This window comes from uncultured Rummeliibacillus sp., from assembly GCF_934216135.1.
Lineage (GTDB): Bacteria > Bacillota > Bacilli > Bacillales_A > Planococcaceae > Rummeliibacillus.
Genome location: NZ_CAKQBI010000004.1, coordinates 99,463 through 126,099, shown reverse-complemented (window position 1 = coordinate 126,099; position 26,637 = coordinate 99,463). Strand labels below are relative to the sequence as shown.

General features: G+C 34.6%; 31 protein-coding genes. 4 read left to right on the top strand and 27 right to left on the bottom strand.

Annotation, left to right across the window (positions count from 1 at the left end; genetic code table 11):
• Window positions 1–16: 16 nt before the first annotated feature.
• The 9 genes from hrcA to gpr all read right to left on the bottom strand — a co-directional run bounded on the left by hrcA (window position 17) and on the right by gpr (window position 8,637).
• Window positions 17–1,030 carry a heat-inducible transcriptional repressor HrcA gene (gene hrcA, locus Q0977_RS04370; protein ID WP_119414810.1) on the bottom strand — a complete coding sequence of 338 codons (1,014 nt, stop codon included), beginning with the start codon at window positions 1,028–1,030 and terminating at the stop codon, window positions 17–19.
• Window positions 1,031–1,129: 99 nt separating this feature from the next.
• On the bottom strand, window positions 1,130–2,263 hold the full coding sequence (gene hemW, locus Q0977_RS04365) for a radical SAM family heme chaperone HemW (RefSeq protein WP_299510915.1): 1,134 nt from the start codon (window positions 2,261–2,263) through the stop codon (window positions 1,130–1,132).
• 181 nt (window positions 2,264–2,444) lie between these two features.
• The gene (locus tag Q0977_RS04360) at window positions 2,445–2,675 is read right to left on the bottom strand and encodes a hypothetical protein (protein WP_299510913.1); all 231 of its coding nucleotides are present in this window, start codon (window positions 2,673–2,675) and stop codon (window positions 2,445–2,447) included.
• Window positions 2,676–2,867: 192 nt separating this feature from the next.
• A complete protein-coding gene (locus Q0977_RS04355; RefSeq protein WP_299510911.1) occupies window positions 2,868–2,999 on the bottom strand; it encodes a hypothetical protein in 132 nt (43 codons plus the stop codon).
• 310 nt (window positions 3,000–3,309) lie between these two features.
• Window positions 3,310–3,849, bottom strand: a complete 540-nt coding sequence (locus Q0977_RS04350) for a hypothetical protein (protein ID WP_299510909.1) — start codon at window positions 3,847–3,849, stop codon at window positions 3,310–3,312.
• Window positions 3,850–3,999: 150 nt separating this feature from the next.
• The gene (locus Q0977_RS04345; RefSeq protein WP_119414806.1) at window positions 4,000–4,521 is read right to left on the bottom strand and encodes an SMI1/KNR4 family protein; all 522 of its coding nucleotides are present in this window, start codon (window positions 4,519–4,521) and stop codon (window positions 4,000–4,002) included.
• A gap of 327 nt (window positions 4,522–4,848) precedes the next feature.
• Window positions 4,849–6,684 (bottom strand): translation elongation factor 4, encoded by a 1,836-nt coding sequence (lepA, locus tag Q0977_RS04340; RefSeq protein WP_119414805.1) that lies wholly within the window; start codon window positions 6,682–6,684, stop codon window positions 4,849–4,851.
• Window positions 6,685–6,744: 60 nt separating this feature from the next.
• Window positions 6,745–7,578 carry a stage II sporulation protein P gene (spoIIP, locus tag Q0977_RS04335; RefSeq protein WP_119414804.1) on the bottom strand — a complete coding sequence of 278 codons (834 nt, stop codon included), beginning with the start codon at window positions 7,576–7,578 and terminating at the stop codon, window positions 6,745–6,747.
• A gap of 51 nt (window positions 7,579–7,629) precedes the next feature.
• On the bottom strand, window positions 7,630–8,637 hold the full coding sequence (gene gpr / locus Q0977_RS04330; RefSeq protein ID WP_119414803.1) for a GPR endopeptidase: 1,008 nt from the start codon (window positions 8,635–8,637) through the stop codon (window positions 7,630–7,632).
• Between the two features lie 163 nt (window positions 8,638–8,800).
• Between gpr and rpsT the strand changes: the two genes are divergently transcribed.
• The gene (gene rpsT / locus Q0977_RS04325; protein ID WP_119414802.1) at window positions 8,801–9,049 is read left to right on the top strand and encodes a 30S ribosomal protein S20; all 249 of its coding nucleotides are present in this window, start codon (window positions 8,801–8,803) and stop codon (window positions 9,047–9,049) included.
• Window positions 9,050–9,108: 59 nt separating this feature from the next.
• Here the strand turns inward: rpsT and holA are convergent, their stop codons facing one another.
• Window positions 9,109–10,119 (bottom strand): DNA polymerase III subunit delta, encoded by a 1,011-nt coding sequence (gene holA / locus Q0977_RS04320; protein ID WP_119414801.1) that lies wholly within the window; start codon window positions 10,117–10,119, stop codon window positions 9,109–9,111.
• Between the two features lie 309 nt (window positions 10,120–10,428).
• Between holA and Q0977_RS04315 the strand changes: the two genes are divergently transcribed.
• On the top strand, window positions 10,429–10,563 hold the full coding sequence (locus Q0977_RS04315; protein ID WP_119414800.1) for a YqzM family protein: 135 nt from the start codon (window positions 10,429–10,431) through the stop codon (window positions 10,561–10,563).
• Between the two features lie 22 nt (window positions 10,564–10,585).
• On the opposite strand, the gene Q0977_RS04310 is transcribed toward Q0977_RS04315, so the two are convergent.
• The 12 genes from Q0977_RS04310 to Q0977_RS04255 all read right to left on the bottom strand — a co-directional run bounded on the left by Q0977_RS04310 (window position 10,586) and on the right by Q0977_RS04255 (window position 20,181).
• On the bottom strand, window positions 10,586–12,694 hold the full coding sequence (locus tag Q0977_RS04310) for a DNA internalization-related competence protein ComEC/Rec2 (protein WP_299510900.1): 2,109 nt from the start codon (window positions 12,692–12,694) through the stop codon (window positions 10,586–10,588).
• 188 nt (window positions 12,695–12,882) lie between these two features.
• Window positions 12,883–13,464: a ComE operon protein 2 gene (locus tag Q0977_RS04305; protein WP_124217189.1), complete on the bottom strand. Its 582-nt coding sequence runs from the start codon at window positions 13,462–13,464 to the stop codon at window positions 12,883–12,885.
• 77 nt (window positions 13,465–13,541) lie between these two features.
• Entirely contained in the window at window positions 13,542–14,249 is a 708-nt protein-coding gene (locus tag Q0977_RS04300; RefSeq protein WP_119414798.1) for a helix-hairpin-helix domain-containing protein, read from the bottom strand.
• A 70-nt stretch (window positions 14,250–14,319) separates the two neighbouring features.
• Complete coding sequence (locus Q0977_RS04295; protein ID WP_119414797.1) at window positions 14,320–15,057, bottom strand: class I SAM-dependent methyltransferase; 738 nt, start codon at window positions 15,055–15,057, stop codon at window positions 14,320–14,322.
• Window positions 15,054–15,407 (bottom strand): ribosome silencing factor, encoded by a 354-nt coding sequence (gene rsfS, locus Q0977_RS04290; RefSeq protein WP_119414796.1) that lies wholly within the window; start codon window positions 15,405–15,407, stop codon window positions 15,054–15,056. Before rsfS ends, Q0977_RS04295 begins: the two co-directional genes overlap by 4 nt.
• 8 nt (window positions 15,408–15,415) lie before the next feature.
• Window positions 15,416–15,985: a bis(5'-nucleosyl)-tetraphosphatase (symmetrical) YqeK gene (gene yqeK, locus Q0977_RS04285; RefSeq protein WP_119414795.1), complete on the bottom strand. Its 570-nt coding sequence runs from the start codon at window positions 15,983–15,985 to the stop codon at window positions 15,416–15,418.
• Complete coding sequence (locus tag Q0977_RS04280) at window positions 15,972–16,544, bottom strand: nicotinate-nucleotide adenylyltransferase (RefSeq protein WP_119414794.1); 573 nt, start codon at window positions 16,542–16,544, stop codon at window positions 15,972–15,974. The genes yqeK and Q0977_RS04280 overlap by 14 nt, the downstream gene beginning before the upstream one ends.
• Window positions 16,545–16,556: 12 nt before the next feature.
• A complete protein-coding gene (gene yhbY / locus Q0977_RS04275; protein ID WP_119414793.1) occupies window positions 16,557–16,862 on the bottom strand; it encodes a ribosome assembly RNA-binding protein YhbY in 306 nt (101 codons plus the stop codon).
• Window positions 16,863–16,866: 4 nt separating this feature from the next.
• Complete coding sequence (aroE, locus tag Q0977_RS04270; RefSeq protein ID WP_119414792.1) at window positions 16,867–17,700, bottom strand: shikimate dehydrogenase; 834 nt, start codon at window positions 17,698–17,700, stop codon at window positions 16,867–16,869.
• A gap of 12 nt (window positions 17,701–17,712) precedes the next feature.
• Window positions 17,713–18,816, bottom strand: coding sequence for a ribosome biogenesis GTPase YqeH (gene yqeH / locus Q0977_RS04265; protein WP_119414791.1), 1,104 nt, complete (start codon window positions 18,814–18,816; stop codon window positions 17,713–17,715).
• Window positions 18,816–19,319, bottom strand: a complete 504-nt coding sequence (locus Q0977_RS04260) for a YqeG family HAD IIIA-type phosphatase (RefSeq protein WP_199670661.1) — start codon at window positions 19,317–19,319, stop codon at window positions 18,816–18,818. Before Q0977_RS04260 ends, yqeH begins: the two co-directional genes overlap by 1 nt.
• 76 nt (window positions 19,320–19,395) lie before the next feature.
• On the bottom strand, window positions 19,396–20,181 hold the full coding sequence (locus Q0977_RS04255) for a phosphatidylserine decarboxylase (protein WP_233548017.1): 786 nt from the start codon (window positions 20,179–20,181) through the stop codon (window positions 19,396–19,398).
• An 89-nt stretch (window positions 20,182–20,270) separates the two neighbouring features.
• On the opposite strand from Q0977_RS04255, the gene pssA reads away from it, so the two are divergent.
• The gene (gene pssA, locus Q0977_RS04250; RefSeq protein WP_119414788.1) at window positions 20,271–20,810 is read left to right on the top strand and encodes a CDP-diacylglycerol--serine O-phosphatidyltransferase; all 540 of its coding nucleotides are present in this window, start codon (window positions 20,271–20,273) and stop codon (window positions 20,808–20,810) included.
• A gap of 101 nt (window positions 20,811–20,911) precedes the next feature.
• Window positions 20,912–21,610, top strand: coding sequence for an RNA polymerase sporulation sigma factor SigK (gene sigK, locus Q0977_RS04245; RefSeq protein WP_119414858.1), 699 nt, complete (start codon window positions 20,912–20,914; stop codon window positions 21,608–21,610).
• 343 nt (window positions 21,611–21,953) lie between these two features.
• On the opposite strand, the gene mtnN is transcribed toward sigK, so the two are convergent.
• From mtnN to Q0977_RS04220, 5 genes are all read right to left on the bottom strand, one after another.
• Window positions 21,954–22,646, bottom strand: a complete 693-nt coding sequence (gene mtnN, locus Q0977_RS04240) for a 5'-methylthioadenosine/S-adenosylhomocysteine nucleosidase (protein ID WP_119414787.1) — start codon at window positions 22,644–22,646, stop codon at window positions 21,954–21,956.
• Window positions 22,647–22,865: 219 nt separating this feature from the next.
• Window positions 22,866–23,675 carry a YrrS family protein gene (locus tag Q0977_RS04235; protein ID WP_119414786.1) on the bottom strand — a complete coding sequence of 270 codons (810 nt, stop codon included), beginning with the start codon at window positions 23,673–23,675 and terminating at the stop codon, window positions 22,866–22,868.
• A gap of 296 nt (window positions 23,676–23,971) precedes the next feature.
• The gene (greA, locus tag Q0977_RS04230; RefSeq protein ID WP_119414785.1) at window positions 23,972–24,448 is read right to left on the bottom strand and encodes a transcription elongation factor GreA; all 477 of its coding nucleotides are present in this window, start codon (window positions 24,446–24,448) and stop codon (window positions 23,972–23,974) included.
• Window positions 24,449–24,716: 268 nt separating this feature from the next.
• Entirely contained in the window at window positions 24,717–25,355 is a 639-nt protein-coding gene (udk, locus tag Q0977_RS04225; protein WP_124217187.1) for a uridine kinase, read from the bottom strand.
• Complete coding sequence (locus Q0977_RS04220; RefSeq protein ID WP_119414783.1) at window positions 25,355–26,629, bottom strand: U32 family peptidase; 1,275 nt, start codon at window positions 26,627–26,629, stop codon at window positions 25,355–25,357. Before Q0977_RS04220 ends, udk begins: the two co-directional genes overlap by 1 nt.
• Window positions 26,630–26,637: the final 8 nt, after the last annotated feature.

The window sequence follows — 26,637 nt, the reverse complement described above, 5'->3', positions numbered from 1 at the left end:
CCTCTAATGTCGATCGTTACCGGATTCTTTTCGTAATCTCATTTGACATAAAATCCAATATTGAAACTACTCTTTTGTAATCCATCCGTGTAGGACCGATGATAGCAATAGATCCTTTTTGCTCTGTACCAATTAAATAAGACGCAGTAATAACACTACAACCTTCCATAGCTAAGTGATTATTCTCAGAGCCTATTCGAATATGAATACCTTGTTCATCTAATGGGAAAATCGTTTGAATTTGACTTGTCTTCTCCATTAGTTCCATTAACATTCGGACTTTATTTAAGTCATGGAATTCTGGCTGGTTAAGCATGTTCGTCTTTCCACCATAGTATATTTTACCTTCTCCTTGATAGTTGTTAATATCAAAGATTGACGATAGCAGGCCATCATAAGTGCCTATATGTTGTTTAATCACTGCCGCTGCCTCTTGCTCAAGCTTATTATGAAGCTGCTCAAGCGGAACACCGACAAGTCGATCATTTAAAATGTTCACGACTTTTTCAATATCCGAAGGTGAGAAATTCTTCGGTATTGAAATCAAGCGGTTTTCAACATGACCATTGTCAGTAACAATAATAGCCACGGCTGAGTCAGCTGTTAAAGGAACAATTGAAAATTGTTTTACTTTATGAAGCTGAACATCTGGACCCAAAATAATGGAAGTATATGTCGTCAAATCCGATAAAATAGCTGCAGATTTACGAATCACCTGTTCCGTTTCCATCATCCGATCTTGAAACAAAGATTGGATGGTTTTGATATCTTGAGTAGTAATAACTTGAGGCTTTAACAAATGATCTACATAAAATCTATAGCCTTTTTCTGAAGGTACTCGCCCGGAAGAAGTATGCGTTTTTTCCAAATAACCTAGATCCTCTAAATCAGCCATCTCATTTCGAATGGTAGCTGCACTAAAGGTCATCCCATCTTTCTTCGCAATTTGGCGAGACCCTACTGGCTGTGCTGTCGCTATGAAGTCATCTATGATTACTTGCAAAATTTGCAACTGTCGATTTGTTAGCATGATCATCACCTCTCGTTGTTAGCACTCACGATAGAGGAGTGCTAATACAATTATTAATTTATCACCTCTATATTATGATGTCAACGGAAATGCATAGGTTTATAGCAAAAATTCTTCAAATACTTCATTTCCAACAAAACGTCCTTTACGGGTTAGTTTTATATAGTCTCCTTCGATAGCAATGAGTTCTGTTTTCAATAGCTCCTGTATCTGTTTTTCATAAATACTTTCTATTGTGCAATTAAATTTGGTAAAGAAATGTTTTTTGCTTACGCCTTCTGTTTTGCGTAAACCTAAAAACAACTCTTCTTCAATACGTTCTTGCTTTGTTTCAGTATGTGTTTCATGAATCGGCTTATCCCCGTTTGCAATAGCTTCCATATATTTTTTTAGTGGACCATGATTTGAATAACGGATTCCTTTACTATACCCATGCGCTCCGGCACCAAGCCCAACGTATTCATCATTATCCCAATAAATACGATTATGAAGAGAAGAATAACCCTCTTTACTAAAATTACTAATTTCATATTGATGAAGGCCATGCTGTTCCATTTGTTGCATTAATACATCATACATTTCAGCTTCTAAGTCTTCGCCTGGTAATCGTAATTTTCTTTTTGCCATGAGATTATAAAAAATAGTTTTGGGCTCCACGATCAATGAATACGCTGAGTAATGTGGCAACCAAAGTGAAAATGCTATATCTAAAGTTTCTTTCCATTGCTCCATTGTTTGACCAGGTAATCCATACATCAGGTCGATACTAATATTTTTGAAACCTATTTTCTTAGCTTCTTCAATTGTTTGAAAAACATGTTTATTTGAATGGGTTCTTCCTAGTTTTCTTAATAAGTCTTCTTGGAAGGCTTGTACACCTAAACTTAACCGATTGACACCGCCATTATAGAGCACTTCTAGCTTTTCTTTAGTTAGTTCGTCCGGATTTGCTTCTGATGTAAATTCTGTGACATGTTCCATTGGTATATACATATGGATTAAGGTCAATAATCTTTTCAATTGTGTAGGTGATAATGATGTTGGTGTCCCTCCACCTAAAAATACTGTTTCAATGCTTTGAAAATCACTTTCTGCTGCCCATAGTCGCAGTTCTTCACCTAACGATTCTATATATTCATCGACTGGCTGATTTTTGAAAAATACCTTGTTGAAATCGCAATAGTTGCAAATCTGATGGCAAAATGGAATATGAATATAAATACCTCTAGCCAATCTAAAACCCTCTTTCAAATTATCTTTCCATAAACTTTTTATCAATTGACATTATGTATAGTGTAAAGGATTATACGCTATTATCAAAATTTCCCGTATTTTTTAGGAAACAACATCATTGCACCCTAAAAACGTTATCATAAAAGCCGTATGCTGAATTCACATACGGCTTACTTATGTATTACTTTAAATATTCAAATCGATTCAAATTATAGCATTCATCACATGCAACTTCTACTTCAATTGCGTCCTTGTCAGTAAAAGTAATTTTTGCGACGTTACCAGCCATTTCTCTTGAAGCACTTACTGTTTCAGAAGTGATGGGTGGGTTAAAATATACACCTTTCCATTCAAATACACGACCACAATTAAAACATTTATGGGTGTCTTTGATCTTTTCAATATTTCTCATAGCAATCGCCTCCAGCTATATTATTTCATAATTCCATTCAAATTAACCGAAAAAAAGTGACTATTTTAGGAAGTTTTTTCATACAGTAAGAGGCAAAATAGGAGCGATTATTTGACCGCTATTTATTAGAAAGGAAGCATATATCTTTTTCAAATAAAAAAAGAAGCATTTGTTTTCGCTTCAGTAATTTGGCTAAATAGCAGTTTTAAGTTGCAAATGTTGTACATCATATATGTTATCTTGCTTTTTTATTTCATCTAATTTTTTTTGCATATGATCGATATGTCCTTCAAATGCATCTAGATTATTTTCAATCGTTTTCATTAAACGCTCTAGGTAATCTACTTCTTCATTTAATACCATTTTATCATTCCTTTATTTACATTTAACACTGTACTAATAGTGTAAAACTAATGTAGTAAATGAAAAATACCCATAAATAATCACTAAGTAATTTTTCAAAATACTACTATATTTTATATTACTTATTTTGAGAATTAATATCATTTCATTTGACCTAATACTATTTTACCCATAAAACCTATTTGCGTCTAGGGTTTTGACAATTCTTTTTGAAAAACTATAAAAAAATGATAAAACCATTAATTCAGCTTTGAAATAACTTGTTATCTTGTTATCTCTTTACCTTACTCCCTAATATCTCTTCACTTTTATCTATGAAATCGGGTCTTTCATAGATTTCGTTACATAATAGACCTAAGAAATTTTCTCTTGAATATTCCTTAATACTGACTAACTCCTTAGTTTCTAGTTGCTCTAAATAATTATCCAAGGTAGGTACTTTACGAAGATAACAATAAGTTTGAGGAGCAAAAAAATTCGGTTCTATTTTTCGTGCGTCATCTAATGAAACAAACTTATTAAAAATTTCAATTTTTTCAATTGGAATAACATATTTAGCTCCCTCTTCTTGATGAAGTTTTAATCTACCAACAGTTTTCCATTCACTTGTAATCTTATCATCTAATAGTAAATCATTGATTTTTTCTTTTTCAGAAAAAATTATCTTTCCTACAATAGACTTCACTGGGCTACTTAGATAAATATACGCTTCTATTTTTCCATTTGGAAATTGCCTTCTATACTCAAATTGTTTTAGCCCACTACATAACGCTGGAAATACACGTGGTTGGAAGCTCAATATTATTTTCATGTTATCATTTCCTCCCAAAGTAAAAATACTTTCATAGTAATTTAAAAGCTATTTTTGATTTCAGATTATCATCTTGTTCCCAGTTCATCATATAACTTCACGTTCTATAAGGAACTGGGAACACTGCAGGAATGTTATTGATATAGACTCTTACCAGAAAAATTCTCCAGTGTTTTCTATAACATTCTCAACAAAAGTTACAAACGATTCTTCTGTCGCCTCGGGCATTATATGTCCTACATAAATTGCACCTTGCGAAGAATGCTTTTTAAGCTTACGCGCGTCCATTATTATATATCCAGCATCCGGGAATTGGCCGATAGGATAATCTTTTGTTGGTTCAAGATCATCTTCTTCGCGATCTTCTTGTACAATTAAGAAATTCTCACGAATTTCGTCCAAGCCATAAAATTTATATTCAACAAGATATGTACTAAACAATGTCATGCCATTATGATGTAATAAAAATTCTCTATAATCATAAGGAATAGTTATACCTAATTCTATTTCTAAAGAATTAATCTCGCCTTCTGTTGCAGGCTCTTTAAAAATACATTCTTCTCGTAGAATATTTTTATCGTCTCTGTCTAATAACCCTCTAGGATGAAGTCTAGTTAAGTTCTCATCTAATTGACTTTTTAATTTATCTAATACAGTTTTAATATTTGCCATTTTAATCTCACCTCTCTTTAATAACTATTTAATTTACCAGCTGAGAACTTACTCCATATACTATAGGTTTTATATGATGCAAATCAATTTTATCTTCCTTATAATACTGGATGAGCCATACATTTCTTCTCGTCCTCGGTCATATTTTTCCCCTTCGCCCAATCGTTACGAATATTAGAGGCTACTTTTTAGACCACTTATCTTTATAATCAGGAAATCTATAATTTTGCTGACCAAAAATAAAAGCGGTGGCAATACGGTGGCAAAATCCACCTAGTATTACACATCCGCTTATTGTTAATCAAACAAAACGTTGAGATATCAATATTACTTTTTCGGTTGGTCGTCGTCCATTTTTAATACTGCCATAAAGGCTTCTTGCGGAACTTCAACGGAACCAACTTGTTTCATACGTTTTTTACCTTCTTTTTGTTTTTCAAGAAGTTTACGTTTACGTGAGATATCCCCACCGTAACATTTCGCCAATACATTTTTACGCATTGCTTTAATCGTAGAACGTGCGACAATTTTTTGTCCGATAGCAGCTTGTACGGGTACTTCAAATTGTTGGCGTGGGATAAGCTCTTTTAGCTTTTCAACAATGACTTTACCACGTTCATAGGCAAAATCTTTGTGTACGATAAAGCTTAATGCATCGACTTGCTCTGCATTTAATAAGATATCCATTTTCACTAGATTAGATGGTTTATAGCCAATCAATTCATAGTCAAAAGAAGCATATCCTTTTGTGCTAGATTTCAGTTGATCGAAGAAATCGTAGACAATTTCAGATAACGGAATTTCATAAAAAATATTGACACGTGTTGTATCGATGTAATCCATTGTTAAGAAATTACCACGTTTTCGTTGGCAAATTTCCATAACAGCACCAACATAATCATTTGGCACCATGATGTTTGCTTTTACATATGGCTCTTCTACACGATCTATTTTTTGTGGTTCTGGCATCATAGATGGGTTGTCCACTTTTACTTCTTCCCCATCGGTCATGTGTACATGGTAAATAACACTAGGCGCAGTAGTAATCAAATCAATATTAAATTCACGTTCAATACGTTCTTGAATAATTTCCATGTGAAGTAGACCTAGGAATCCACAACGGAAACCAAAACCTAGTGCTTGAGATGTCTCTGGTTCGTACTGTAACGCAGAGTCATTTAGCTCTAATTTTTCAAGTGCATCACGTAAATCATTGTATCTTGCTGTGTCGATTGGATATAAACCGCAATATACCATTGGATTTAGTTTTCGATAACCTGGTAAGGCTTCAGAGGCTGGATTTTCTGCAAAAGTAATCGTATCCCCTACTCGTGTATCACCAACATTTTTGATAGAAGCCGTTAAATATCCAACATCTCCGACTGTTAAAAATTCAGTTGGTGTAATTTTAGGTGTATGAACACCAACTTCGATTACTTCGAATTCAGCACCAGTTGCCATCATACGAATTTTATCTCCTGGCTTCACTGTTCCTTCAACAATTCGAATGGATGTAATAACACCTCGATATGCATCGTAAACCGAGTCAAATATCAATGCTTGTAAAGGTGCTTCAGGATCACCAGTTGGCGCAGGAACTTTTTCTACAATCTGTTCCAGTATTTCCTCTATACCAATGCCAGCTTTTGCAGATGCTAAAACAGCTTCAGAGGCATCTAATCCTATGACATCTTCAACTTCTGTTCGAACACGTTCAGGGTCAGCTGAAGGAAGGTCAATTTTGTTGATGACAGGTAGTATTTCTAGGTCATTATCTAAAGCAAGATATACGTTTGCTAAAGTCTGTGCCTCAATCCCTTGTGCTGCATCTACAACTAAAATTGCACCTTCACAGGCAGCTAAGCTTCGTGACACTTCATATGTGAAATCGACATGTCCTGGTGTGTCGATTAGATGAAAAATATACGTCTCTCCATCTTTAGCAGTGTATTTTAATTGTACTGCATTTAATTTAATCGTAATTCCACGTTCTCTTTCAAGATCCATAGAATCTAGAAGTTGTTCTTTCATTTCACGTGCAGTAAGTGCATGTGTTTTCTCTAATATACGGTCTGCTAATGTAGATTTTCCGTGGTCAATATGCGCGATAATAGAGAAATTTCGTATATGTTCTTGTCGTTTAATCAGTTCTTCTCGATTCATGCGTTCCACTCCTATTTAAACTACTAGAATTATAGCAGTGATTCGCCTTATATTGCAATGTTAGGATGATGCTGGTTCAACAAATGCTTCTTGGATCGCTCTTCCCAAAATAGCAATTGAACGATTTAACTCTTCTTCATTGTTATTAACTCCACCAAGTTCGATTAAAATAATCTGTTTGGATAGATCTTGATTATAAATTCCATTAACCCCATCACCCGTTTTTCTCAATACACCTCTTGATATTCCCGGAACAAGGCTATTTAGCTTTTTCGATAATTGTTCAGCATAGGCTTCATTTGCCTGGTATTGCTGATTCTTTCCTCCAATAACAAGAGCCATTCGAGCATATGAAGAACCTTTATAAGTTGTTGTGGTTACTTTTTTACCAGCAGAATCTCTATGAATATCCATGATTAAATCATAATCTTTTTTTCCAATTTGATTTTTCACATAGGGACGGACTGCATCGTATGCCTGATAGAATGTCATATCTTGTTTTTTCATAACTTTCATCGCATCTACATTCAATAAATCCGTATTAATATTATTTTGTTTAAAGTGTTTGACAAATAAGTTTCCTAAGGATTGGACGTTTGTCGCATCATGATAGACTGTAATGGTTTGTTGCCGTTCTTTCAACATTGGATAGTATGCTTCATGAGAGTGGGTGAAATAAATTAATGTGTTAAAACTTTTTCCTTTTTTTGTTTCAGATACTTTTGTTGGAATTGTCTTGTTGGCTGCATAAGCAATTTTAGTGTCCTGTTTTGACGATTCAATAACATGTTGCTTTTCAGCCAAAAATGGTAACTTTGCTGCAAGAATCGGTAGTGAAAAAAAGATTGCTAAGAATAATAAAATAAATTTCCATCGATGTTGTTGTCTCCGCATCCAATATCCCTCCTCCAGTTACTTTATGGAGAAAAGATATGGATTAGAACTTTATGCGACGCTTAACCATCTTGTACAAACGCTTGCAAGCATTGATACATAAGCTGAAACCCAATCATCAATATTTTTTGGCGTAACAAATAATCGTTGTTGTCCGGTTAATGCTTCCTGAAACAGTTGTAACCTTTCTTGTCTTTCCCATTTTACCCATTCACCAAAAATCGGCAATAATGCTTCCGTCAAAATTTTAGTATTTTCATCTACAGAATAGGAAGAAACGGATAAAGCTGATGAAGGTCTTTTATCTTCGTCTATTTTTGCAGAAATATATTTAAATAACGATTCGACTGCATCTGTAATTAGAACAGGACCATCAACTACTGTCGGTAATCCAATAGCAGTTACTGGACATCCCATTGTCTCTTCGGAAATTTCTTTTCTAGAATTCCCAACTCCAGCACCAGGTTGAATACCTGTATTGGTAATCTGAACGGTTTTGCAAAGTCGATCACTAGAATTAGTAGCAAGGGCATCAATAATAACGATTAAAGAAGGTTTAATATTATCAGCAAGTGCTTTAACGAATTCACTTGTTTCATACCCTGTTTGCGCGGTAACTCCAGGTGCATAAATAATACAATTATCTTGGATTACTTCCGCTTGATTATGCAGATGGTCAATTGTTAAAGGTCCAATTGCATCCGGTGTAATTGTTCGATTCCCTAGACCAATGATTAGAACTTTTTTTAAACTTGCTTTTGAATGAATCTTTTTTAAAGATTTGATAATAGTTTCTTCGAAAATTTTAAGTCCTTCAAGGTCATAAGCTTCTAACGATGGTACTGATAATGTTATATAGGTACCTTCTTTTTTCCCTATATGTTCTTCACCTTGTTTAGATACAGTTACTTCTGTGATCTTTACGATTTCATCCCAGTTTTCTTTAATATCAATTCCGTTAGAATTTCTTAACTTCGCTCTTTCTTCTTCTGTCTTATGTTTGATGTATGCTTCTGTTTCATCAACTAAATCTGTTGTTGACCATTGAAAATTTTCCATATTCTCACCTCGTTTCTATTCTGTACATTGTGTCAAGTAAATATTCTTTGCAATTCGCTCTTGATTTTTCTATTAGGATTTTGATATAATGATGCTTGTTGTATAGACACATGAAACAGTTGAGAATTTACTCATCTCGATCCTTTTTAGGAGGTGAATGTTAATGCCAAATATTAAATCTGCTATCAAACGCGTGAAAACTGCTTCTGAAGCAAACGCACAAAACGCACAAGCAAAATCTGCTATGCGTACTGCTGTTAAAAAAGCTGACGCTGCATTAGTCGCAAAAGATGAAAACGCAAAAGAATTAGTAAAAGTTGCTGTTAAAACTTTAGATAAAGCAGCTTCTAAAGGCTTAATCCACAAAAACGCAGCTTCTCGTCAAAAAGCTCGTTTAATGAAAAAAGCTTAATCCATTTGGATTCAAAAAGACTAGAGAATTATTCTCTAGTCTTTTTTTGTATACAAGTATTATAATGGGCGCATCAAGAACAATTCCAAAAATCGTTCCCGCTTACCACTCATAGATTTTAATTGTAAATCTACTTCACTTAATCCATACAAAGCTTTGAGTAAAGATTCTTCAGATACTTTCCGTCGATCTTCTACTATTCTTTTTACACGATACGGATTTACCTTTAATTGTTTTGAAATTTGTTGTGAATGATATCCTTTAGACAATAGATAATATACATTAGACATCAAGCGAATTTGAGATGCCAATAAAGCCACAAGCATTATAGGCTCTTGCTTCTGTCTTATTAAATCATGATAAATTGAAAGTGCCTCCGCAACATCGTTTCTCATATACGCATTGAGCATCTTAAAAGCATCTTGCTCTAATGTTTTCGATACTAATTCTTCCACTAATGCAACCGTTATATTCTTATCCTCACCAAGATATAAACAAATTTTCTCAATTTCAGAGCGTAAATGTAACATATCCATTCCGACTAATTCCATTAATTTTGCAATTGCTTCTTCATCAATTGTTTTAGCAAAGGATGAAATTTCGTTTTTAACCCATACTGATAAATCATTCTCTTTTGGAGTCTCTGCTAGCATGTATACCGCATGCTCTTTCATTTGCTTCGTTACTTTTTTACGTTCATCAAGCTTTTCATACGGTGCAATAAAAATAGTGATGGATGTATCTGAAGGAAACTCTAGCCATTTTGCAAGTCTCTTCAAATCATGATCAATTTTTTCTTTTGTTTTGTCTGTTGCTTTTAAAAATGATGCATTCTTAGCAATAATCAATTTTTTGCTAGAGAAAAAAGGAATCGTATCTGATTCATCAATCACAAAGTCTACTGGCTTTTCATCCAGATCAATTGTAATTGTCTCAATTTCTCCACTTTCTTCTAGCTTAGATTTAATACGATGGATTGTTTCGTCTATAAAATAGGATTCAAGCCCTGCTAAAAGATAAACAGGTGCTAGTTTTCCTTTTTGTATATCATTCCATAATTTTGAGAACATGGTCTTCCTCCTAGCACAACACTAACTCTAGTATACATTCATTTTGAGTAAAGGGAAACTCAGCAAGTTGTAGTTCAACTTCCTTGAAATATAGTTAAGCAATAGACATTTTACTGCTTATATACTCTCTAATTATTTTTTCTAAAGCACTTCAATTTAGGTGAGAGAATCTTTCTTCTTATGAAAACGGTTGAATATGTGAGTATGTCCAAATTGTGTCAAAGCCGATAGAACTATGTAATTTCGCCATTCAATATAGCTTTTTTGAATGCGTTACCGTATAATTAATAAGAATTAGGAGGGATATTAATGAATCCATTTGAAAAAGATGTACAAAGTAAAAGAAATGACGCTATTGATTCAGGTGTAGGCTTCGGCGTATCATTCGTATTCTTCGCACTTATGTTCATTATCGCTACTGTTATCGATTACGTAAATCTATAAGCGTCTACACAAAAAAGCTTTGTCACTTTGACAAAGCTTTTTTCATTTCTACTAATTGAGATGTTGTTGTAATCTCACAGTTTTCTTTTGTCATTTTCAGTTCAATCGAACCTACTTCTGCAGTGTTTAAAGTAGGTAATCCAAGTTTTTGAAATCGCTCAACTACTTCTTGACTCGGATGTTTGTACCGATTATTTAACCCCGTTGAAAATATCGATAGTGAAGGTTTAGTATGTTTTAAAAATGCTTCTGCACTAGATGTTTTACTTCCATGATGTCCTACTTTCAATATACTTAAATGAGTAATTTTCTGCTCATTATTTTTAACAAGTTGCATCTCCCCATCTTCTTCGAGATCACCTGTTAATAATATTTTATACTTACCAAAGCTAACTAATAATACAAGTGAATCATTATTTCCCTCGTACTGTGTGTCCGTTGGAGATAAATATTCGAAATAAGCATCTCCCACTCTCCACTTTTCATCTGCTATTTTCTCTTTTAGCGGTATTTTTTCTTTTTTTATATGAGCGATAATATCTTCCATCACTGACTTCTCCCATGAGTTGGGACTTACATGAATTTCTTTTACTTTTATTTCTTCCATCACTTCTTCTGCACCCTCTGCATGATCCGCATCCGCATGCGTAATAATCATTGTATCTACCGCTTTTATCCCTCGGCCTTTTAAGTATGGAACAACAATTCGCCTTCCAACTTCATATTCCGTCTTCGATTGCTTCCACTTTTCCTGCTCAAAACGTAATAATCCACCCGTATCAACTACGTAAACTTTTTTACGATACGGTAACTCAATTACTATGCTATCTCCTTGTCCAACACTTAAAAACGTGATACGGATATCTTTATGCATTCTAGGAGCAAGATGAATAACAAGTGCAGGTATTAAAATACATATCAAAGCCATTTTAAATTTTCTTTTCTCTATATAAACGAAAGCACATAAAACACCTAAAAACGCTAGACTACACAAAAGCACACTTGGTCTTCCGGTAACCCACATTTGATATGGGATTGACTGGCACCACATAATTACCTTTGTGACAAATCCTCGAAGTGGCTCATAGATTAAAAATAGCACTTGTGCACCTGGTTTAAATAGTAGCGTTAAAACAAATAAAACAAGGTTTACCGGCAATATTATGAATGAAAATAACGGCACAAATACAATATTAGCTATAAATGATGATAGGCTTAATTCGAAAAAGTGATAAATTAGAAGTGGATAGACAAGTAATTGGCATACGCTCGTTATATAAAAAGATTGAAAAAGCGCACTTTGAGTTGATTGTAAAATCACGTTAGAAAATACGAGTGCTACCGTTGCCAAATAGGATAATTGAAAACCTATTTGAAATATTATACTCGGTTGATACAATACAAGAGCAATAAAACTTAAAGATAACGCATCATCAATCGATAACTTCTTAGAAAAGATTTTGCTAATCATTATCATTTCTACTACCGTAACAGAGCGCCAAACAGAGGGAGCACCACCTGCTATACATGCGTATAAAGGTAAGGCAATGATAATTATAATTGTTGCATGTTCTCTTCTTATATGAAGCCTTAATAACAGTTCAAATACTAACAGAGAGACAAGGGCTACATGAAGTCCTGAAATAGCAAATAGATGTGTGATTCCTAGTTTTTGATAGGCTCTATTTAACTCTTGGTCTACATTCTCTTGTTCTCCAATAATAAGTGCTTGCGCTTCTGCTATTAAACTGTTTGGAAATGTAGCTTCAATGTGCTTCTTTACACGAAATCTCTGCTCAGCTAGTAAAGATGAAAGAGAGTTTTTCTTTTCTTTATATGTCGATTGTTCGATTTCATATATTCCTTGTGCAGCATGACTTAAAATGTAATTTTCCATTGAAAAAGCAAATTGATGTGAGGGCAATGTTGGAGGGACTAAATTACCTTTTACCAGGAAAGTGTGACCACTTAAGGAAATTTGCTCGTAGTTCTGCTTTTCATGCTCAGATTGAAAGGTTTGAACCGCGTACACTTTTGCTCCATTTTCTAAATAAGCAAATCCTCGAAGTTTTGCTCCGTTAATTGTATAAGTGTCTGTCCAAGTTAAAGTTGTTTCTTTTGGAATATCCATTTCTCTATGTTGTAGTGTTTGTGAGATATAAATAAAGGCAGAAAAAGAGATGCCAACAAGGATTACAATTATCCAAGTGTTTTCTTTTTTCCACCTTAGAAAAAGACTAAAAGGGATTAACAACCCTAATAACCAAATGTTTATATGTGCCGCAAGTGAGGCTAGTAATATTACAAGTGCTACAAAAATTAGTTTATGTCTAATGTTGATAGACCAAATAATTCTTCCACCTTCTGTTCATATGGCTCCAATTCTTCAGCTGTTGCACCATGATTACGAAGTTTCGACAATAGATCAACATATAGTGCGATTTTTTCATTACTTAAAAAGTCAATTTTCCGTTCGTCAAATGGGACATGTACGACTTCTACTCCTGCTTGTTCCAAAAGTTCTAATGCATATGGGTTATTTTTATAATCTGTTGCATAATATAAGCTTTTAATACCTGCTTGAATAATAGATTTTGTACATGGTAAACAAGGAAAATGTGTGACATATAAATCTGCACCATCAGTTGGTGTACCGTATTTCGCACATTGTAACAAAGCATTTACTTCCGCATGTACTGTTCGAACGCAATGATTGTCTATTACATAACAACCTTTATCAATACAATGGTCATCACCAGAAATTGAACCATTATACCCACCTGCAATAATTCTTTTATCTCGAACAATCGTAGCTCCGACTGATAATCTTGTGCAAGTACTTCTTAATGCTAATAAATGGCTTTGTGCCATGAAAAATTGGTTCCATGTAATACGCTCCATATGAATGCCTCCTGATTAGTTGTACTACTATTAGTTTAGTTTTAGAAACTAGCTTTTTCAACAGTCAATATTTTGCTTCAGTTTACAGTCAGATAATCTTTCAACGATTCGAAAGTCTTATCACCAATTCCAGTTACATTTTTTAATTCTTCGATAGTCTTGAAAGGGCCATTTTCTGTGCGATAAGCAATAATAGCTTGAGCTTTAGCAGGTCCAACTCCATTTAATGTTGTTAATCCTGCTTCATCGGCTGTATTAATATTCACTAAATTCGAATTTTCTCCATGTGCTGTGCTTCCTTGTGTTGACGGTGCAGATGTAGACGTTTGCTGTGATGCAATAGCCAGAACCTCTTCTGTATCTTCACCTTTTTGAGGTACATAAATGACCATTTCATCTTGTAATTTTTGCGCATGGTTAATCTGACGCGACTGTGCATTCTTCGCATAACCGCCAGCAAGTAAAATGGCGTCAATGACACGACTATCTGCATCTAACTGATAAACACCAGGATTTTTGACCGCTCCCTTAACATCTACCATGATTGAAGTAGTGGCTACAATACCTTGTTTTTGGGCGTCTTGTTGATTCTTTTTCTCCTTTGGTTCTGTTTTTTCTGTACTTGCTTGTTGATCATCCTGAATAGTTGAGAATAGCTCGTCCTGTGGGGGTGTGGACGATTGTTTGGAGATATAAAATATGACTAAACATACTAATAATACAGCAATGGGGGTGCCGTACTTTTTAGCATTTTTCTTCAAAAAAGAAGGAATTAGCTCACACATCCTTTCTTCTCAGAAGGCAATTGATATGGAACTAATTCCAATATAAATGATTTTACAATATTTGAAAAGTCTATTTTATAGCACGGAAGAAAATTCTTTCTGATTCTTCAGTAGGTGACGTATCAGTAAAGTCTGCTGTAACAAAAATTTCATGAAAGCCCGCATGACGTAACATTTCGATATATATTTCTATCGGGAAAGTTCGTTGATAATGGTATTCTTCAAACCGTTCGTATAAACCGTTTTGCTGTTGCACATAGAAAACCATATCATGATGAACGGAATGCGGTGCTTCTCCTGGTTCTGTTACCCATAAATACGTAATTTCACCATCGTCATATGTAAATGGAGAATCCATGAAGATCTCGTCCATTTTAAACAATGAATGTACATCAAAGAATAATTGTCCTCCCTGTTTTAGGGATTGATAAATACGCGAAAAAGTTTCTTGAACAGCCTCGCGCTCTTGTACATAATTTAAAGAATCTATTGCAATTGTTACAATATCCAATTCTTCAAAACCTTCGAGCTCATCCATTGACATACAATATAAAGGAACATTATAACTTTGCGCTATGAGTCGCTGAGATGCTATCATCAGCATCTCTTCAGATAAATCCAATCCACTTACTTCATAACCATTTGAAGCAAATTTTGCAGTCAGTGTCCCTGTACCACATCCTATATCTAATAACTTTTTATGTTGTGCTGAAGGTGCATATTTTTCAACCCAACGGACATAGTCGTCGTACGGAACATCTGTCATTAATGCATCATAAACTTCTGCAAATCGACCGTAGCTACTCATTCTGGCTCAACTGCTACAAATTTTTCGGGTGCATCTCCCCATAGACGTTCTAAATTGTAGTATTGTCGTTCATCCTTATGGAAAACGTGACATACTACATCACCTAGGTCTACAAGTATCCATCTAGCTGAATCAAAGCCTTCCATGCGTTTTACTTGGTATCCAGCTTTGTGTGCTGCATCTGCAATTTCACGTGCAATAGCTTGCGTTTGACGATCAGAATTACCGTGGCAAATTAAAAAATAATCTGCTAGTAAAGAAATCCCTTGCATATTTAGTATGACAATATCTTCTGCGCGTTTGTCATCTGCTGCTTTAAAGGCAATATCTAATAATGTACTTTTTGTCATTCTTTCACTTATCCTTTCTTTTGCAATAACAAATCGTTATAGCATTCAAATGAATCAGGGAATACAGGTTGATGTTTGCTAATTAAAAATGATATTGAATGCGCTAAGCATTTTATCATCAAATCGTGTAATGCCAAATCTTCAGATGCTTTTCTTAATTCATCTACACCTGGAAATTTACGATTTGGTTCAATCATATCTGCTATATAGACAATCTTTTCTAAATTGCTTTGTGCCACTCGTCCCGTAGTATGGAAACGAATCGCATTTAATACATCATCATCTGTAACATTAAATTCTGTTTTTGCAACATACGCACCTACTGGACCATGCCACAATTCATGATGATATTGAAGTAATGTCGGATCCATCTTTTGATCAATAATGGTTTGTCTCATCCAATCACGGTCAGCATATTTACATGAATCATGTAAAATAGCTGCTAACTCAGCTTTTTTAGGATCTTCTCCAAAACGTTTTGCAAGTTTTATGGCTGTATCCGTCACACCTATTGTATGGATATAACGTTTTTCCGGCATACGGTCTTTCATCGCTACTAATAGTTCATCGCGTTCCATATAGACCTTCCTCTCGTATATACTGTTCAACGGCTGTCGGCACTAAAAATGTCACAGTTCGTCCTTCTTGTAATCGATTGCGAATCATCGTTGAAGATAAATCCATAAGTGGTGCTTCTATTAGCTGTACCGGCAAATTTGTAACACCAGAAGTACCTGGTCGATGAACACCAACAAAATGAACTAACTTTGTCAGTTCTTTTATATGGTACCATTCATCCAGCATATCTATCATATCGCCACCAATGATAAAATAGAATTCTGTATCAGGCTCACGTTCTGTCAAACCTTTCAAAGTATCATATGAATAAGATACTCCTCCACGTTCAATTTCATACAGTTCTATGTTAAAGTATGGAATCGATTGAATAGCAAGTTCCGTCATATGCAACCTGTCTTCTGTAGTGGCATCTTCCGGTTTTACTTTATGGGGTGGTACAGCATTTGGCATAAAACGGACTTCATCCAATCCAAGAACATCATAAGCCTCATTGGCCATCAATAAATGTGCCATGTGAGGAGGATTAAAAGTGCCACCTAGAAGACCAACTTTTTTCATCTCATCAAATCCTTATTTTACTTTTGGTAATTCGATTTTACGATGTTCGCGTTTTGATGCTTGTTTATATAAAACAACTGTTAAACCAATTAGTTGAACAAGTTCTGCATTTGTTCCTTCAGCTAATTGCTCAGCTACTTCATGTTTGTCGACTTCACAATTATCTAAAATACGGACTTTTAATAATTCGCGTACTTCTAATGCTTGTTTAATCTGAACAAGCATTGCTTCATTTACTCCACCTTTCCCAACTTGAAAAATGGGTTGTAAATGATGTGCTTCCGCACGTAAAAAACGTTTTTGTTTACCTGTTAACATGTGATTATTTTCCTCCTAATTGCTCAAGCAAAAGACTACGTACGACTTTTGCTTCAGGATACGAATCTGTCCAATAACTATAAGCAAGCGCACCCTGATGGATGAACATACCGAGTCCAGTTACGACAGTCGCTCCTTTTTTCTTTGCTTCAATTAAAAATGGTGTCATTAAAGGATTATACACAATATCTGCAACAATTGCAGTGCTTGATAATCGGTCCATTGAAATAGGTAATGCAAATTCACTATGATTTAATCCAGCTGATGTTGTTTGAATAAGAATTTCAAACTTGTTCAGTTGTTCAGATGCCGTTTCCAATGATAGAGCATTCGCATCAACATCTAACTCATCACAAATAGCTTCCGCTTTGGAAACAGTACGATTAGCAATCGTAATATGCGTATATCCTGTAGCAACCAAAGCAAATGCAATACCACGCGCTGCTCCACCTGCTCCAATGATTAATACCTGCTGATTACGATGATTATCTCCTATCTCATCTTCTAAAGAACGGACAAAACCTAAACCATCGGTATTATAGCCTTTATACGTACCATCTGATTGTCTAACTACAGTATTCACTGCTCCCATTTTTCGTGCCATTTCATCGAGATCATCTAAAAACGGAATAATTTTCTCTTTATGAGGAATTGTAATATTCCACCCACTGCACCCCAGTAGTTTTAAAGATGCAACAGCTTGTTCTAAATTCTCTGGCTTCACATGTAATGGAATATAACTAGCATCTCTACCTTCTTCTGCCATCCAAGCGTTGTGCATAAGTGGCGACATTGAATGTTCAATCGGGTCGCCAATTACTGAATACCATTTTCTCAAAATTAATTCCCCCTAGATTAAAGAAGGACGAACTTGAACTTCTACACCTTCTGGGGCATATGCTGCAACTACTACGTTTGGATCTTGAATTGTTATCCAGCCTAGGCCTGAGAAAACAATATCAGTTTTTGCTTCTTTAATCGAAAATTCATGACGTACTAATTCTGGTAGTTGATCAATATACTTTTCAGATGGCGGAGCAAGTAATTCGCCTTTATGATTTTTATATAGTTCATCTGCATTCTCTAATTTTGTACGATGAATATTTAAATCATTTGCAATATACACCGTGAACGCTGATCGTTTTCCTTTTATAAAGTCAAAACGTGCCAAAGCACCAACAAATAATGATTGTTCTTCATTCAGCTGGAATATTTTCGGCTTAATCTCTTTTTTAGGCATTATATATTTCAACTCTGTTGGATCAATATAATGTGCCATTTGATGGTGATTGATAATTCCTGGTGTATCATAAATCGCATGACCGTCATCCAGTGGGATTTCAATCATGTCGAGTGTTGTACCTGGGAAGTATGAAGTAGTAATAATATCGCCAGCACCGGTAGCTTGTTTAATAATTCGGTTAATGAAAGTAGATTTCCCTACATTCGTACATCCAACAACATAGACATCTTGCCCATTTCGATATTCATCGATAGCATCCATGGCTTCTTGCATACCTTTTCCTTTATGTGCACTAACTAATAAAACATCGATTGGTTTTAAACCAAGTGCTTTAGCTTCTCTCTTAATCCAATTAATCACCTTATTCTTTTTCACGGATTTAGGAAGCAAATCTGCCTTATTTGCAATTAGTAGTACAGGATTGTTTCCTACGAATCGATGTAGGCCTGGTAACCAACTTCCATTGAAATCGAATATATCTACAATTTTCACGATCAACCCTTTATGTTTTCCTAAGCCATTTAAAATACGTAAGAAATCATCATCTGTTAAAGATACTGGTTGAAGCTCATTGTAGTTTTTCAAACGGAAGCAGCGTTGGCAAATCACATCTTCTTTTTCTAAAGTAGATGCAGGTGCGTATCCTGGTGCATTTTTGTCTTCTGTTTGGATTTGTGTACCACAACCGATACAATGTGGCATTTCGTTCATTATTTTTCCTCCCAAGTTTTAATACCTTTTTTGCTTAAATATTTGTAAACACGTCTTTCGATAAAACGATTAAAACGAGTTACAAGTCCATCCGATTGAGCTACTGGTTTTACTAAGATGGTATGTAATTTTTTACGGTTTGCACCCATCATATCTGTAAGCATTTGGTCGCCCAACATTAAGACTTCTTCTGGTCTCATTTTTAATAGCTCAAGTGCTCGTTTAAACCCACTAGAAAGTGGTTTTCGTGCTTTATATATATAAGGAATTCCCAATGGATCAGCAAATTTTTTGACACGAGGTTCTTTATTGTTTGATAATATGACGATTTGAATTCCAGCATCATGCATTTTCTTGAACCACTCTATTAGTTCCTCTGTTGCATCTGCTCGATTCCATTCAATTAGTGTATTATCAAGGTCTGTAATAATCCCTCTTATGCCCGTTTTCTTTAGCTTTTCAGGCGTAATGTCAAATACTGAAAAGACAAATTCCTTTGGCATGATCAATTTATACAAATTTCTTTCTCCTATTCTTATAAGTACTTCAGTTTTTTCGCACTGCAACTAACTTCTAAAATTATAACATATGTGCGAACGCTTGACCCACCTGTATGTGCGTTCCTTGTACAACATTCTCTAAAAATTGAATGCTGTTTTCATTAAATAACATTACAACCGTTGAACCAAACCCAAAAAAACCAACTTCTTCCCCTTTATTCCATTCTTCTTTTGTATTAGTAATATGAATCGAATTGACAAACATCGCTCCAACTTTAATAAAAGCACAACGCGATCCGTTATTCGTGACCAGTTCTGTAATTTGACGATAGTTTTTTGAAATTGGTTGATTTCCATATGTTAATCCTAGACTGTTAACAGGGTACGATTTTCTCCCAAGTGTGAATTGGTTAACTACCTTTCCGTCAATTGGGCTATGGAACCGGTGGTAATCAGCCGGGCTAAGGTAAAAGACAATATATTTTCCATTTACATACTGGTCAACAATTTCTTCTTTAGCTAATAAGTCCTTTAAATCATATGATTTTCCTTTGACATAAAATATAGTGTTTTTTTGAATATCACCAAATGATTCAATTTTTGCATCTACAGGACTTGTATAAACATGCTTACCAACTTCAATAAGTCTTGCATCTTCTTTTAAATGTCTAATAAAGAATTCTTGAAGATTTTGAAATTCTTCCTTTTTTTCTGAAACCTCATCTAGTTTTATTCCGTATATATTTATGTAGGATGAAATCAATCTTTTACTAATTCTTGATGTTGTAAATCGCTTAAGTAAAAAAGATGACCATCTTCCATTCGTTAACTCGACTATTGATTGGTATATTTTTTCTCTTAACAATTCAATACCTCTTTCTGAAATAGTTTTACAGTAACACTTAAAAAGCAGTATAATATTATAATACTGAACAAATAAAGGAGTGCTGTCCATTGTTTCTTATTCATAAAGTGGATACCACAATTAAAAAAATGAAATCACATATTGCTAATTTAATTACAATCGGAAATATCTCATTTGGTGGAGCCTCAATAATGGCGACTATACATGAATCATATAATTTCGCAGTTTTATTTATTTTTATCGCTGCGTTTTTAGATCGTTATGATGGTAAAGTAGCTAGAAAATTTAACCAAGAGTCTGAACTAGGTAAACAACTGGATTCCATGAGTGATATTATATCATTTGGAGTAGCTCCTGCGATATTAATGTACGAAATGACTCTGATGCAATTTGGTACAATCGGGATGATTGTAGCTGTATTATACATCGCTTGTGGAGCATTCCGTCTCGCTAGGTTTAATATTACTGAATCGAACGGTTACTTTTGTGGTTTACCTATAACAGCAGCAGGCGCTATTTTAACGGTATCATTTTTCTTTATACCTCTATTTTCAACTGTTTTTTATATGTTTTTGTTCCCAATCTTATCTATTTTGATGATTAGTACATTTTCTTTAAAAAAAGTATAAAAATTATTTTTTAATGATCTACCAATGTAGGTCATTTTTTTGTTGTAAAAAAGAGGTTCATGTCATATGTTGTATTAAACACTTACGAAAGGATGACGATCATAAGTACCCTTTTAACAGCCATCCTACAGCTTTGGGTTGATCTCCCCGTATTACTTGGCTATTTAAAAGGGCAATCATTTCCTCAGCCCTTTACGAAGGAAGAAGAAGCAGAATGTCTTGAACGCTATTTAAATGGTGATGAATCAGCCAAAATGGAACTAATCGAAAGAAACATGCGCTTAGTCGCGCATGTAGTTAAAAAATTCCATCCAAAACATGAACAATTAGATGATTATATTTCAATAGGAACAATTGGTTTGATGAAAGCCGTTGCCAGTTTTACACCTCAGAAGAAAACCCGATTAGCCACATATGCTGCACGATGTATTGAAAATGAAATTCTTATGCATTTAAGAAGCCAAAAAAAGGTACAAAAGGATGTTTCCCTTTTTGAAACAATTGGTTCCGACAAAGATGGAAACCCTCTTGAAATCGCTGATTTTCTTCAAAGTGATGCACCCTCTACTGAACAACAAATTGAACGCCTTGAAGAAGAACAAAAACTGTATGAACACCTAGATTTACTTGATGAAAGAGAATTATCTATTATTCAACAACGGTATGGACTTGGGCAACAGGAGGCCAAAACACAAAAAGAAATTGCTCAGGAGATGAATATCTCAAGAAGTTATGTGAGTAGAATTGAGAAAAGGGCATTGATCAAACTTTATCAGCACTTTAAGCGTAAAAACTCCTGATTTATAGCTCATTAATTGTTCCGAAAGGTTCCTTACATCTTACTAATCTAAGAAGGATGAGGTTGCCAAAAATATGACGTAAAAAAGGAGTTGCCCAAATTGTCTGGGAAACTCCTTTTAACGTGTAATTTAGAACATTAGTCTAAGCAACTTCTGAAACCATAATTAGGCTTAAAATTGCAGTTATAGCCATAGAGCCAATCATGATGAATGTCATATTAACCCCTCCAAACATCCCTAGAATGTAGTAACTTATTTACCTATATCTTATCACTCTCGAGATGTCTTACTAGGGGGTGTTTTTGAACATATAAGGTCAAATAGATGACAGAATTGTGACACCTTATAACTTAGAAATAACTTTTAATACAATTTGTGTTGAATGTTTTGCAGCAACTGGTAAAAACTCATCAAAGCTTATATTTGATTGTTTACCTGCTATATCTGATAAAGCACGAATCACTACAAATGGAGTACCAAATTGATAACAAACTTGTGCAACTGCTGCTGCTTCCATCTCAACTGCTTTCATAGTTGGGAAATAACCTCTTACTTTTTCAACTCGAACTGGATCATTCATAAACGAATCACCTGTTGTGATTAAACCAACTGCAAATTGATGTTCTCCTATTTCTGCTACTGCTTCTTCTGCAAGTTTCATCAATTGCTCATCAGATTTAAAAGATGCTGGCATTTGTGGGACTTGTCCCATTTCATATCCAAAAATAGTTGCATCTACATCATGGTGACGCACTTCATCGGAAATAACGATTGCACCTACTTCTAGATTTTCATCATAACCACCAGCAGAACCAGTGTTAATCACAACATCTGGTTTATATTCGTTTAACAAGATAGATGTGGACATCGCAGCATTTACTTTACCGATACCACTTTTTAATAACACTACATCTTTTCCAGCGTATGTACCTTCTGTATATTCACTATTAGCAATAGTTTTAGTTGATGTATTTTGAAGTGTGCTTCTTAATAATTCTACTTCTTCTTCCATTGCGCCAATTACAGCAATTTTCATTTGATAAATCTTCCTCTCTTATACGGTGCTTTTCTATCAAGCTTTAGTAAAAACTTTGAATCAGTCAAGTTTTCAGTTCAAATGATCCATATAATCTATCTTCAAAATTATTGAAATACCTTCACAATAACTGATACTTTGGCGTGACAAGCAACCTTCTCTTTTTAATCTAAAGCAAAAAACGGTTATCCGTCAAGAACCGGATAACCGTCTTATATATTAATATGCACCTTTATACGTTTTTAGTACTTCTAATTTTGTTGGTTTCCAACCTTCTTCAGGAACCCATTTCAACGATACGCGATAACTTTTTTCCTTATCTTTTGATGAAACAATCCCAACAGATGTATCTGGACTGCCTCCATTTTTTACATACCATACAATCATATCTTTTTCATCTAGACCAGCTGTATTTGCAATGGTTGTAATTTTTTCGTTCCAATCGACAGATCCTTTAGTATAGCTAGATACATGGGAACTGCCCTTATCTTTTTGAGAAGTTTTTGTAGGTTTCCAATTTGAGTCAGTAACGACTTTTAATACATTAGCATCCCCAGATGTTTCAGTAGTAGCTGTTTCACTTTCTTCATAGTTATAACTACTAGAGTTGGAATTAGTTGCTGTAGAATTGCTTTCTTCATCAGTTGCTAGATTACTATTATTTTCTTCACTTGTATTTTCTGCTGCAGAATTTACATCATTCGTATCTTCTGTCTGAGTTTGATCTTGTTCATCCTTTTTTTGAGATTCCTCAGCTTGTTTAGCTTTCTCTTTTTCTAGCTCTTTTGAATTATTTTTTTCTACTATTTTTTCATCTTGCTTATCATTGTCTTGTTCAACTGTTTTTGCCACTTTATCATTTGCAGTATCTTTGCTATCTGATCCGCCAATCACGATAAAACCAGCAACTATTAATATTAGGACAACTACTACTCCGATTAAAACATTTAAAATTTTGTCCATTTTTTTCTTACCTGTATTTTTAGGCTTTTTTTCTTTTGGTTTATATCGACGTCCAATTTCAGCCATATGTACTCCCCCTGTTCATCTTTAAATTTGGTTCTAGGTTGAAGCTAACAAAGGTTGCCTATATCATAATTATCATAGCATAGAATGGAATATATCTTCTAGCAAATACCAAAAACGCAACTAATGACATCTATATGAACCATTGTTAGGAAATATTCTAACTGATGCATAATGTAATAACTTTTTTGAATGAAAGAATTCTGAAATCCATAGCTTTAAGTGAAAAAGCGAGTATGAGAAGGATTCATCCGTTCTCATACTCGCTATAAAAGTCTTTTTAGTAAATCAAAAATAAATTATTTGATTTCGATAATTTGAACGTCCATATCTCCACCAGGAGTGACGATTTTAACTTTATCGCCGACCTTGTTACCTAATAGACCTTTGGCAATTGGTGAATCATTTGAAATACGTCCTTCAAATGGGTCTGCTTCTGCTGAACCAACGATTGTATAAGTTTCTGGATCTTCATCTGGAAGCTCTTTGAATGTTACAGTACGGCCGATTGTAACAATGTCAGAAGCACTTGTACCTTCTTCAATAATCATTGCGTTACGAATCATAGTTTGAAGAAGTGTAATACGTCCTTCTACGAAACCTTGTTCGTCTTTTGCTGCATCATACTCTGAGTTTTCAGAAAGGTCACCGAAACCACGAGCTATTTTAATACGTTCTACTACTTCTTTACGTTTTGTAGTGATTAAGTATTCTAATTCTTCTTCCAATTTTTTCTTACCAGCGGCAGTCATTGGATATTGTTTTTCAGTTGACATTTACATTCACTCCTTAACTTACATCTTAGCTTAATGGCTCTGTTAATCGATATTTATATATGTGAAGAATCCGCTTTATATAGACCAAAAGAAGTAAAGCCCTTCCACTAGTGGACACTCGATTGAATCGTTTATATGCATGATATGCTCACAATAAAATTCATATGAAATAAACATAGCCTAACTTAATAAAAATACTATGTCGCGATTTCAATAAGAATGCGACATAGTTTTTAAAAAGAATATTTGTTCATCATTTACCATGATATTACACAATACTATCAGATTCAAGGATTGTTTTAATTTTTGTGACCATTAAATCAATCGCTACCTCATTTTGTCCGCCTTCTGGAATAATGATATCTGCATATCTTTTTGTTGGTTCTATGAATTGGTTATGCATTGGACGAACAACTGAAAGATATTGTTCAATAACCGAATCCATTGAACGTCCTCGTTCATTAATATCCCTTAAAATACGGCGAATAATACGTAAATCTGCATCTGTATCTACAAATAATTTAATATCCATTAAATCCCGTAGACTTGGGTCACTTAAAACAAGGATTCCTTCCAAAATAATGACATCTTGTGGATCAATATGAATCGTTTCCTTTGAACGAGTATGAAGTGCATAATCGTATACTGGTTTCTCAATTGCTTCACGATTTAAAAGACGTTTTATATCTTCAATTAATAAATCAGTATCAAATGCATCTGGATGATCGTAATTCGTTTCCAGACGTTGTTCAAACTCTAAGTGACTTTGATCTTTATAATAATAATCTTGTTCAATTACAACTACTGAATGCTCTTTAAATACATCATGGATGGCATGGGTAACACTTGTTTTACCTGAACCAGAACCTCCAGCAATTCCAATTAGGACTGGACGTTTTTTTCCCATTATCGCATCTCCTTGCGCATCATATTATGCGGATATAATTTATGTTCACATTTAAAGCGAACGATTTGTAATGGGTGTCGTGCAGCATCTAAAGATTCTCCATCTTCATCCCAAACTTCATTAATTACAACTGTAAAGTTTTCAATTTCAGGGCCAAAGAATTCTACTTCATCTCCTGGTTTGAAGTAATTACGTTGTTGTAATGTTACCATTTTTGTTTCTTCATCGTAATCTAAAACCATACCTACGAAGTCGAATTTTGTTTGTTTACCATGTACACCAAACATTTGTTGTTCGTATCCTGGTTCTCCTTCAAAGTATGAAGAAGCAGTTTCACGGTTTGCACATTTATCTAATTCTTCAAGCCATTCACGTTTAATCTTGAAGTGATCTGGGTCTGCACAATAAGCATCGATTACTTTACGATAAACGCTGACTACTGTTGCAACATAATGGATAGATTTCATACGTCCTTCAACTTTTAACGAATCGATACCTAATTCAATAATTTTCGGAATTGATTCGATAAGTTTTAAGTCTTTAGGGCTCATAGCAAATGCTTCATCACCTTTATCAAATAAAGGTTTTGACTCACCATCTTCTACTGCATACAAATCATAATCCCAACGACATGATTGACAGCAACCTCCACGGTTTGAATCACGTGCAGTCATATGATTAGATAATACGCATCGACCTGAATAAGCGATACACATTGCGCCATGAACGAAAGATTCGATTTCGATATCTACCTTTTCTTTCATCAATTTAATCTCTTCTGCACCTGTTTCTCTGGCAAGAACAACACGTTGTAAACCTTCTTCTTTCCAATATTGAACAGCTTTCCAGTTTGAAAGAGATTGTTGTGTACTTAAGTGAATTTCAAGTTTTGGTGCAACTTTTTTACTTGTTTCAATGATTAACGGGTCAGCTACAATAATTCCTGCTGCTCCAGCATTTTCAAGTGCACGTAGATAATCTTCGAGTCCATCCATATTGTCATTATGAGCAAAAATATTTGTAGTTACATAAATTCTTGCTCCATATTTTTTGGCAAACTCTACACCTTCATGAATTTCCTCGATTGAGAAATTCCCTGCATTTGAACGAAGTCCAAACTCTTGTCCACCTATAAACACTGCATCTGCGCCGTAGTGAACAGCAATTTTCAATTTTTCTAAGTTACCAGCTGGTGCTAATAACTCTGGTTTTTTGACGATAACTCTTTTACCGTCACGTATTTCACTAATATGATCATTTTGTAATAATGTCACAGGATCTC

Bases quoted from the DNA above. Each gene is read 5' to 3' on its own strand.
- Q0977_RS04310 (WP_299510900.1), bottom strand. From the start codon at position 12,694: ATGGATATTCCAAAAGAAACAACTTTAACTTGGACAGACACTTATACA.
- Q0977_RS04355 (WP_299510911.1), bottom strand. From the start codon at position 2,999: ATGAAAACGATTGAAAATAATCTAGATGCATTTGAAGGACATATCGAT.
- Q0977_RS04305 (WP_124217189.1), bottom strand. From the start codon at position 13,464: ATGGAGCGTATTACATGGAACCAATTTTTCATGGCACAAAGCCATTTA.
- yhbY (WP_119414793.1), bottom strand. From the start codon at position 16,862: ATGTTAACAGGTAAACAAAAACGTTTTTTACGTGCGGAAGCACATCAT.
- Q0977_RS04315 (WP_119414800.1), top strand. From the start codon at position 10,429: ATGAATCCATTTGAAAAAGATGTACAAAGTAAAAGAAATGACGCTATT.
- Q0977_RS04260 (WP_199670661.1), bottom strand. From the start codon at position 19,319: ATGCCAAAGGAATTTGTCTTTTCAGTATTTGACATTACGCCTGAAAAG.
- Q0977_RS04300 (WP_119414798.1), bottom strand. From the start codon at position 14,249: ATGTGTGAGCTAATTCCTTCTTTTTTGAAGAAAAATGCTAAAAAGTAC.
- Q0977_RS04295 (WP_119414797.1), bottom strand. From the start codon at position 15,057: ATGAGTAGCTACGGTCGATTTGCAGAAGTTTATGATGCATTAATGACA.
- hrcA (WP_119414810.1), bottom strand. From the start codon at position 1,030: ATGCTAACAAATCGACAGTTGCAAATTTTGCAAGTAATCATAGATGAC.
- greA (WP_119414785.1), bottom strand. From the start codon at position 24,448: ATGTCAACTGAAAAACAATATCCAATGACTGCCGCTGGTAAGAAAAAA.
- mtnN (WP_119414787.1), bottom strand. From the start codon at position 22,646: ATGAAAATTGCTGTAATTGGCGCAATGGAAGAAGAAGTAGAATTATTA.
- Q0977_RS04360 (WP_299510913.1), bottom strand. From the start codon at position 2,675: ATGAGAAATATTGAAAAGATCAAAGACACCCATAAATGTTTTAATTGT.
- yqeH (WP_119414791.1), bottom strand. From the start codon at position 18,816: ATGAACGAAATGCCACATTGTATCGGTTGTGGTACACAAATCCAAACA.
- rsfS (WP_119414796.1), bottom strand. From the start codon at position 15,407: ATGACAAAAAGTACATTATTAGATATTGCCTTTAAAGCAGCAGATGAC.
- spoIIP (WP_119414804.1), bottom strand. From the start codon at position 7,578: ATGCGGAGACAACAACATCGATGGAAATTTATTTTATTATTCTTAGCA.
- Q0977_RS04280 (WP_119414794.1), bottom strand. From the start codon at position 16,544: ATGAAAAAAGTTGGTCTTCTAGGTGGCACTTTTAATCCTCCTCACATG.
- gpr (WP_119414803.1), bottom strand. From the start codon at position 8,637: ATGGAAAATTTTCAATGGTCAACAACAGATTTAGTTGATGAAACAGAA.
- Q0977_RS04350 (WP_299510909.1), bottom strand. From the start codon at position 3,849: ATGAAAATAATATTGAGCTTCCAACCACGTGTATTTCCAGCGTTATGT.
- Q0977_RS04345 (WP_119414806.1), bottom strand. From the start codon at position 4,521: ATGGCAAATATTAAAACTGTATTAGATAAATTAAAAAGTCAATTAGAT.
- udk (WP_124217187.1), bottom strand. From the start codon at position 25,355: ATGGGAAAAAAACGTCCAGTCCTAATTGGAATTGCTGGAGGTTCTGGT.
- Q0977_RS04235 (WP_119414786.1), bottom strand. From the start codon at position 23,675: ATGGCTGAAATTGGACGTCGATATAAACCAAAAGAAAAAAAGCCTAAA.
- rpsT (WP_119414802.1), top strand. From the start codon at position 8,801: ATGCCAAATATTAAATCTGCTATCAAACGCGTGAAAACTGCTTCTGAA.
- yqeK (WP_119414795.1), bottom strand. From the start codon at position 15,985: ATGGAACGCGATGAACTATTAGTAGCGATGAAAGACCGTATGCCGGAA.
- lepA (WP_119414805.1), bottom strand. From the start codon at position 6,684: ATGAATCGAGAAGAACTGATTAAACGACAAGAACATATACGAAATTTC.
- holA (WP_119414801.1), bottom strand. From the start codon at position 10,119: ATGTTCTCAAAATTATGGAATGATATACAAAAAGGAAAACTAGCACCT.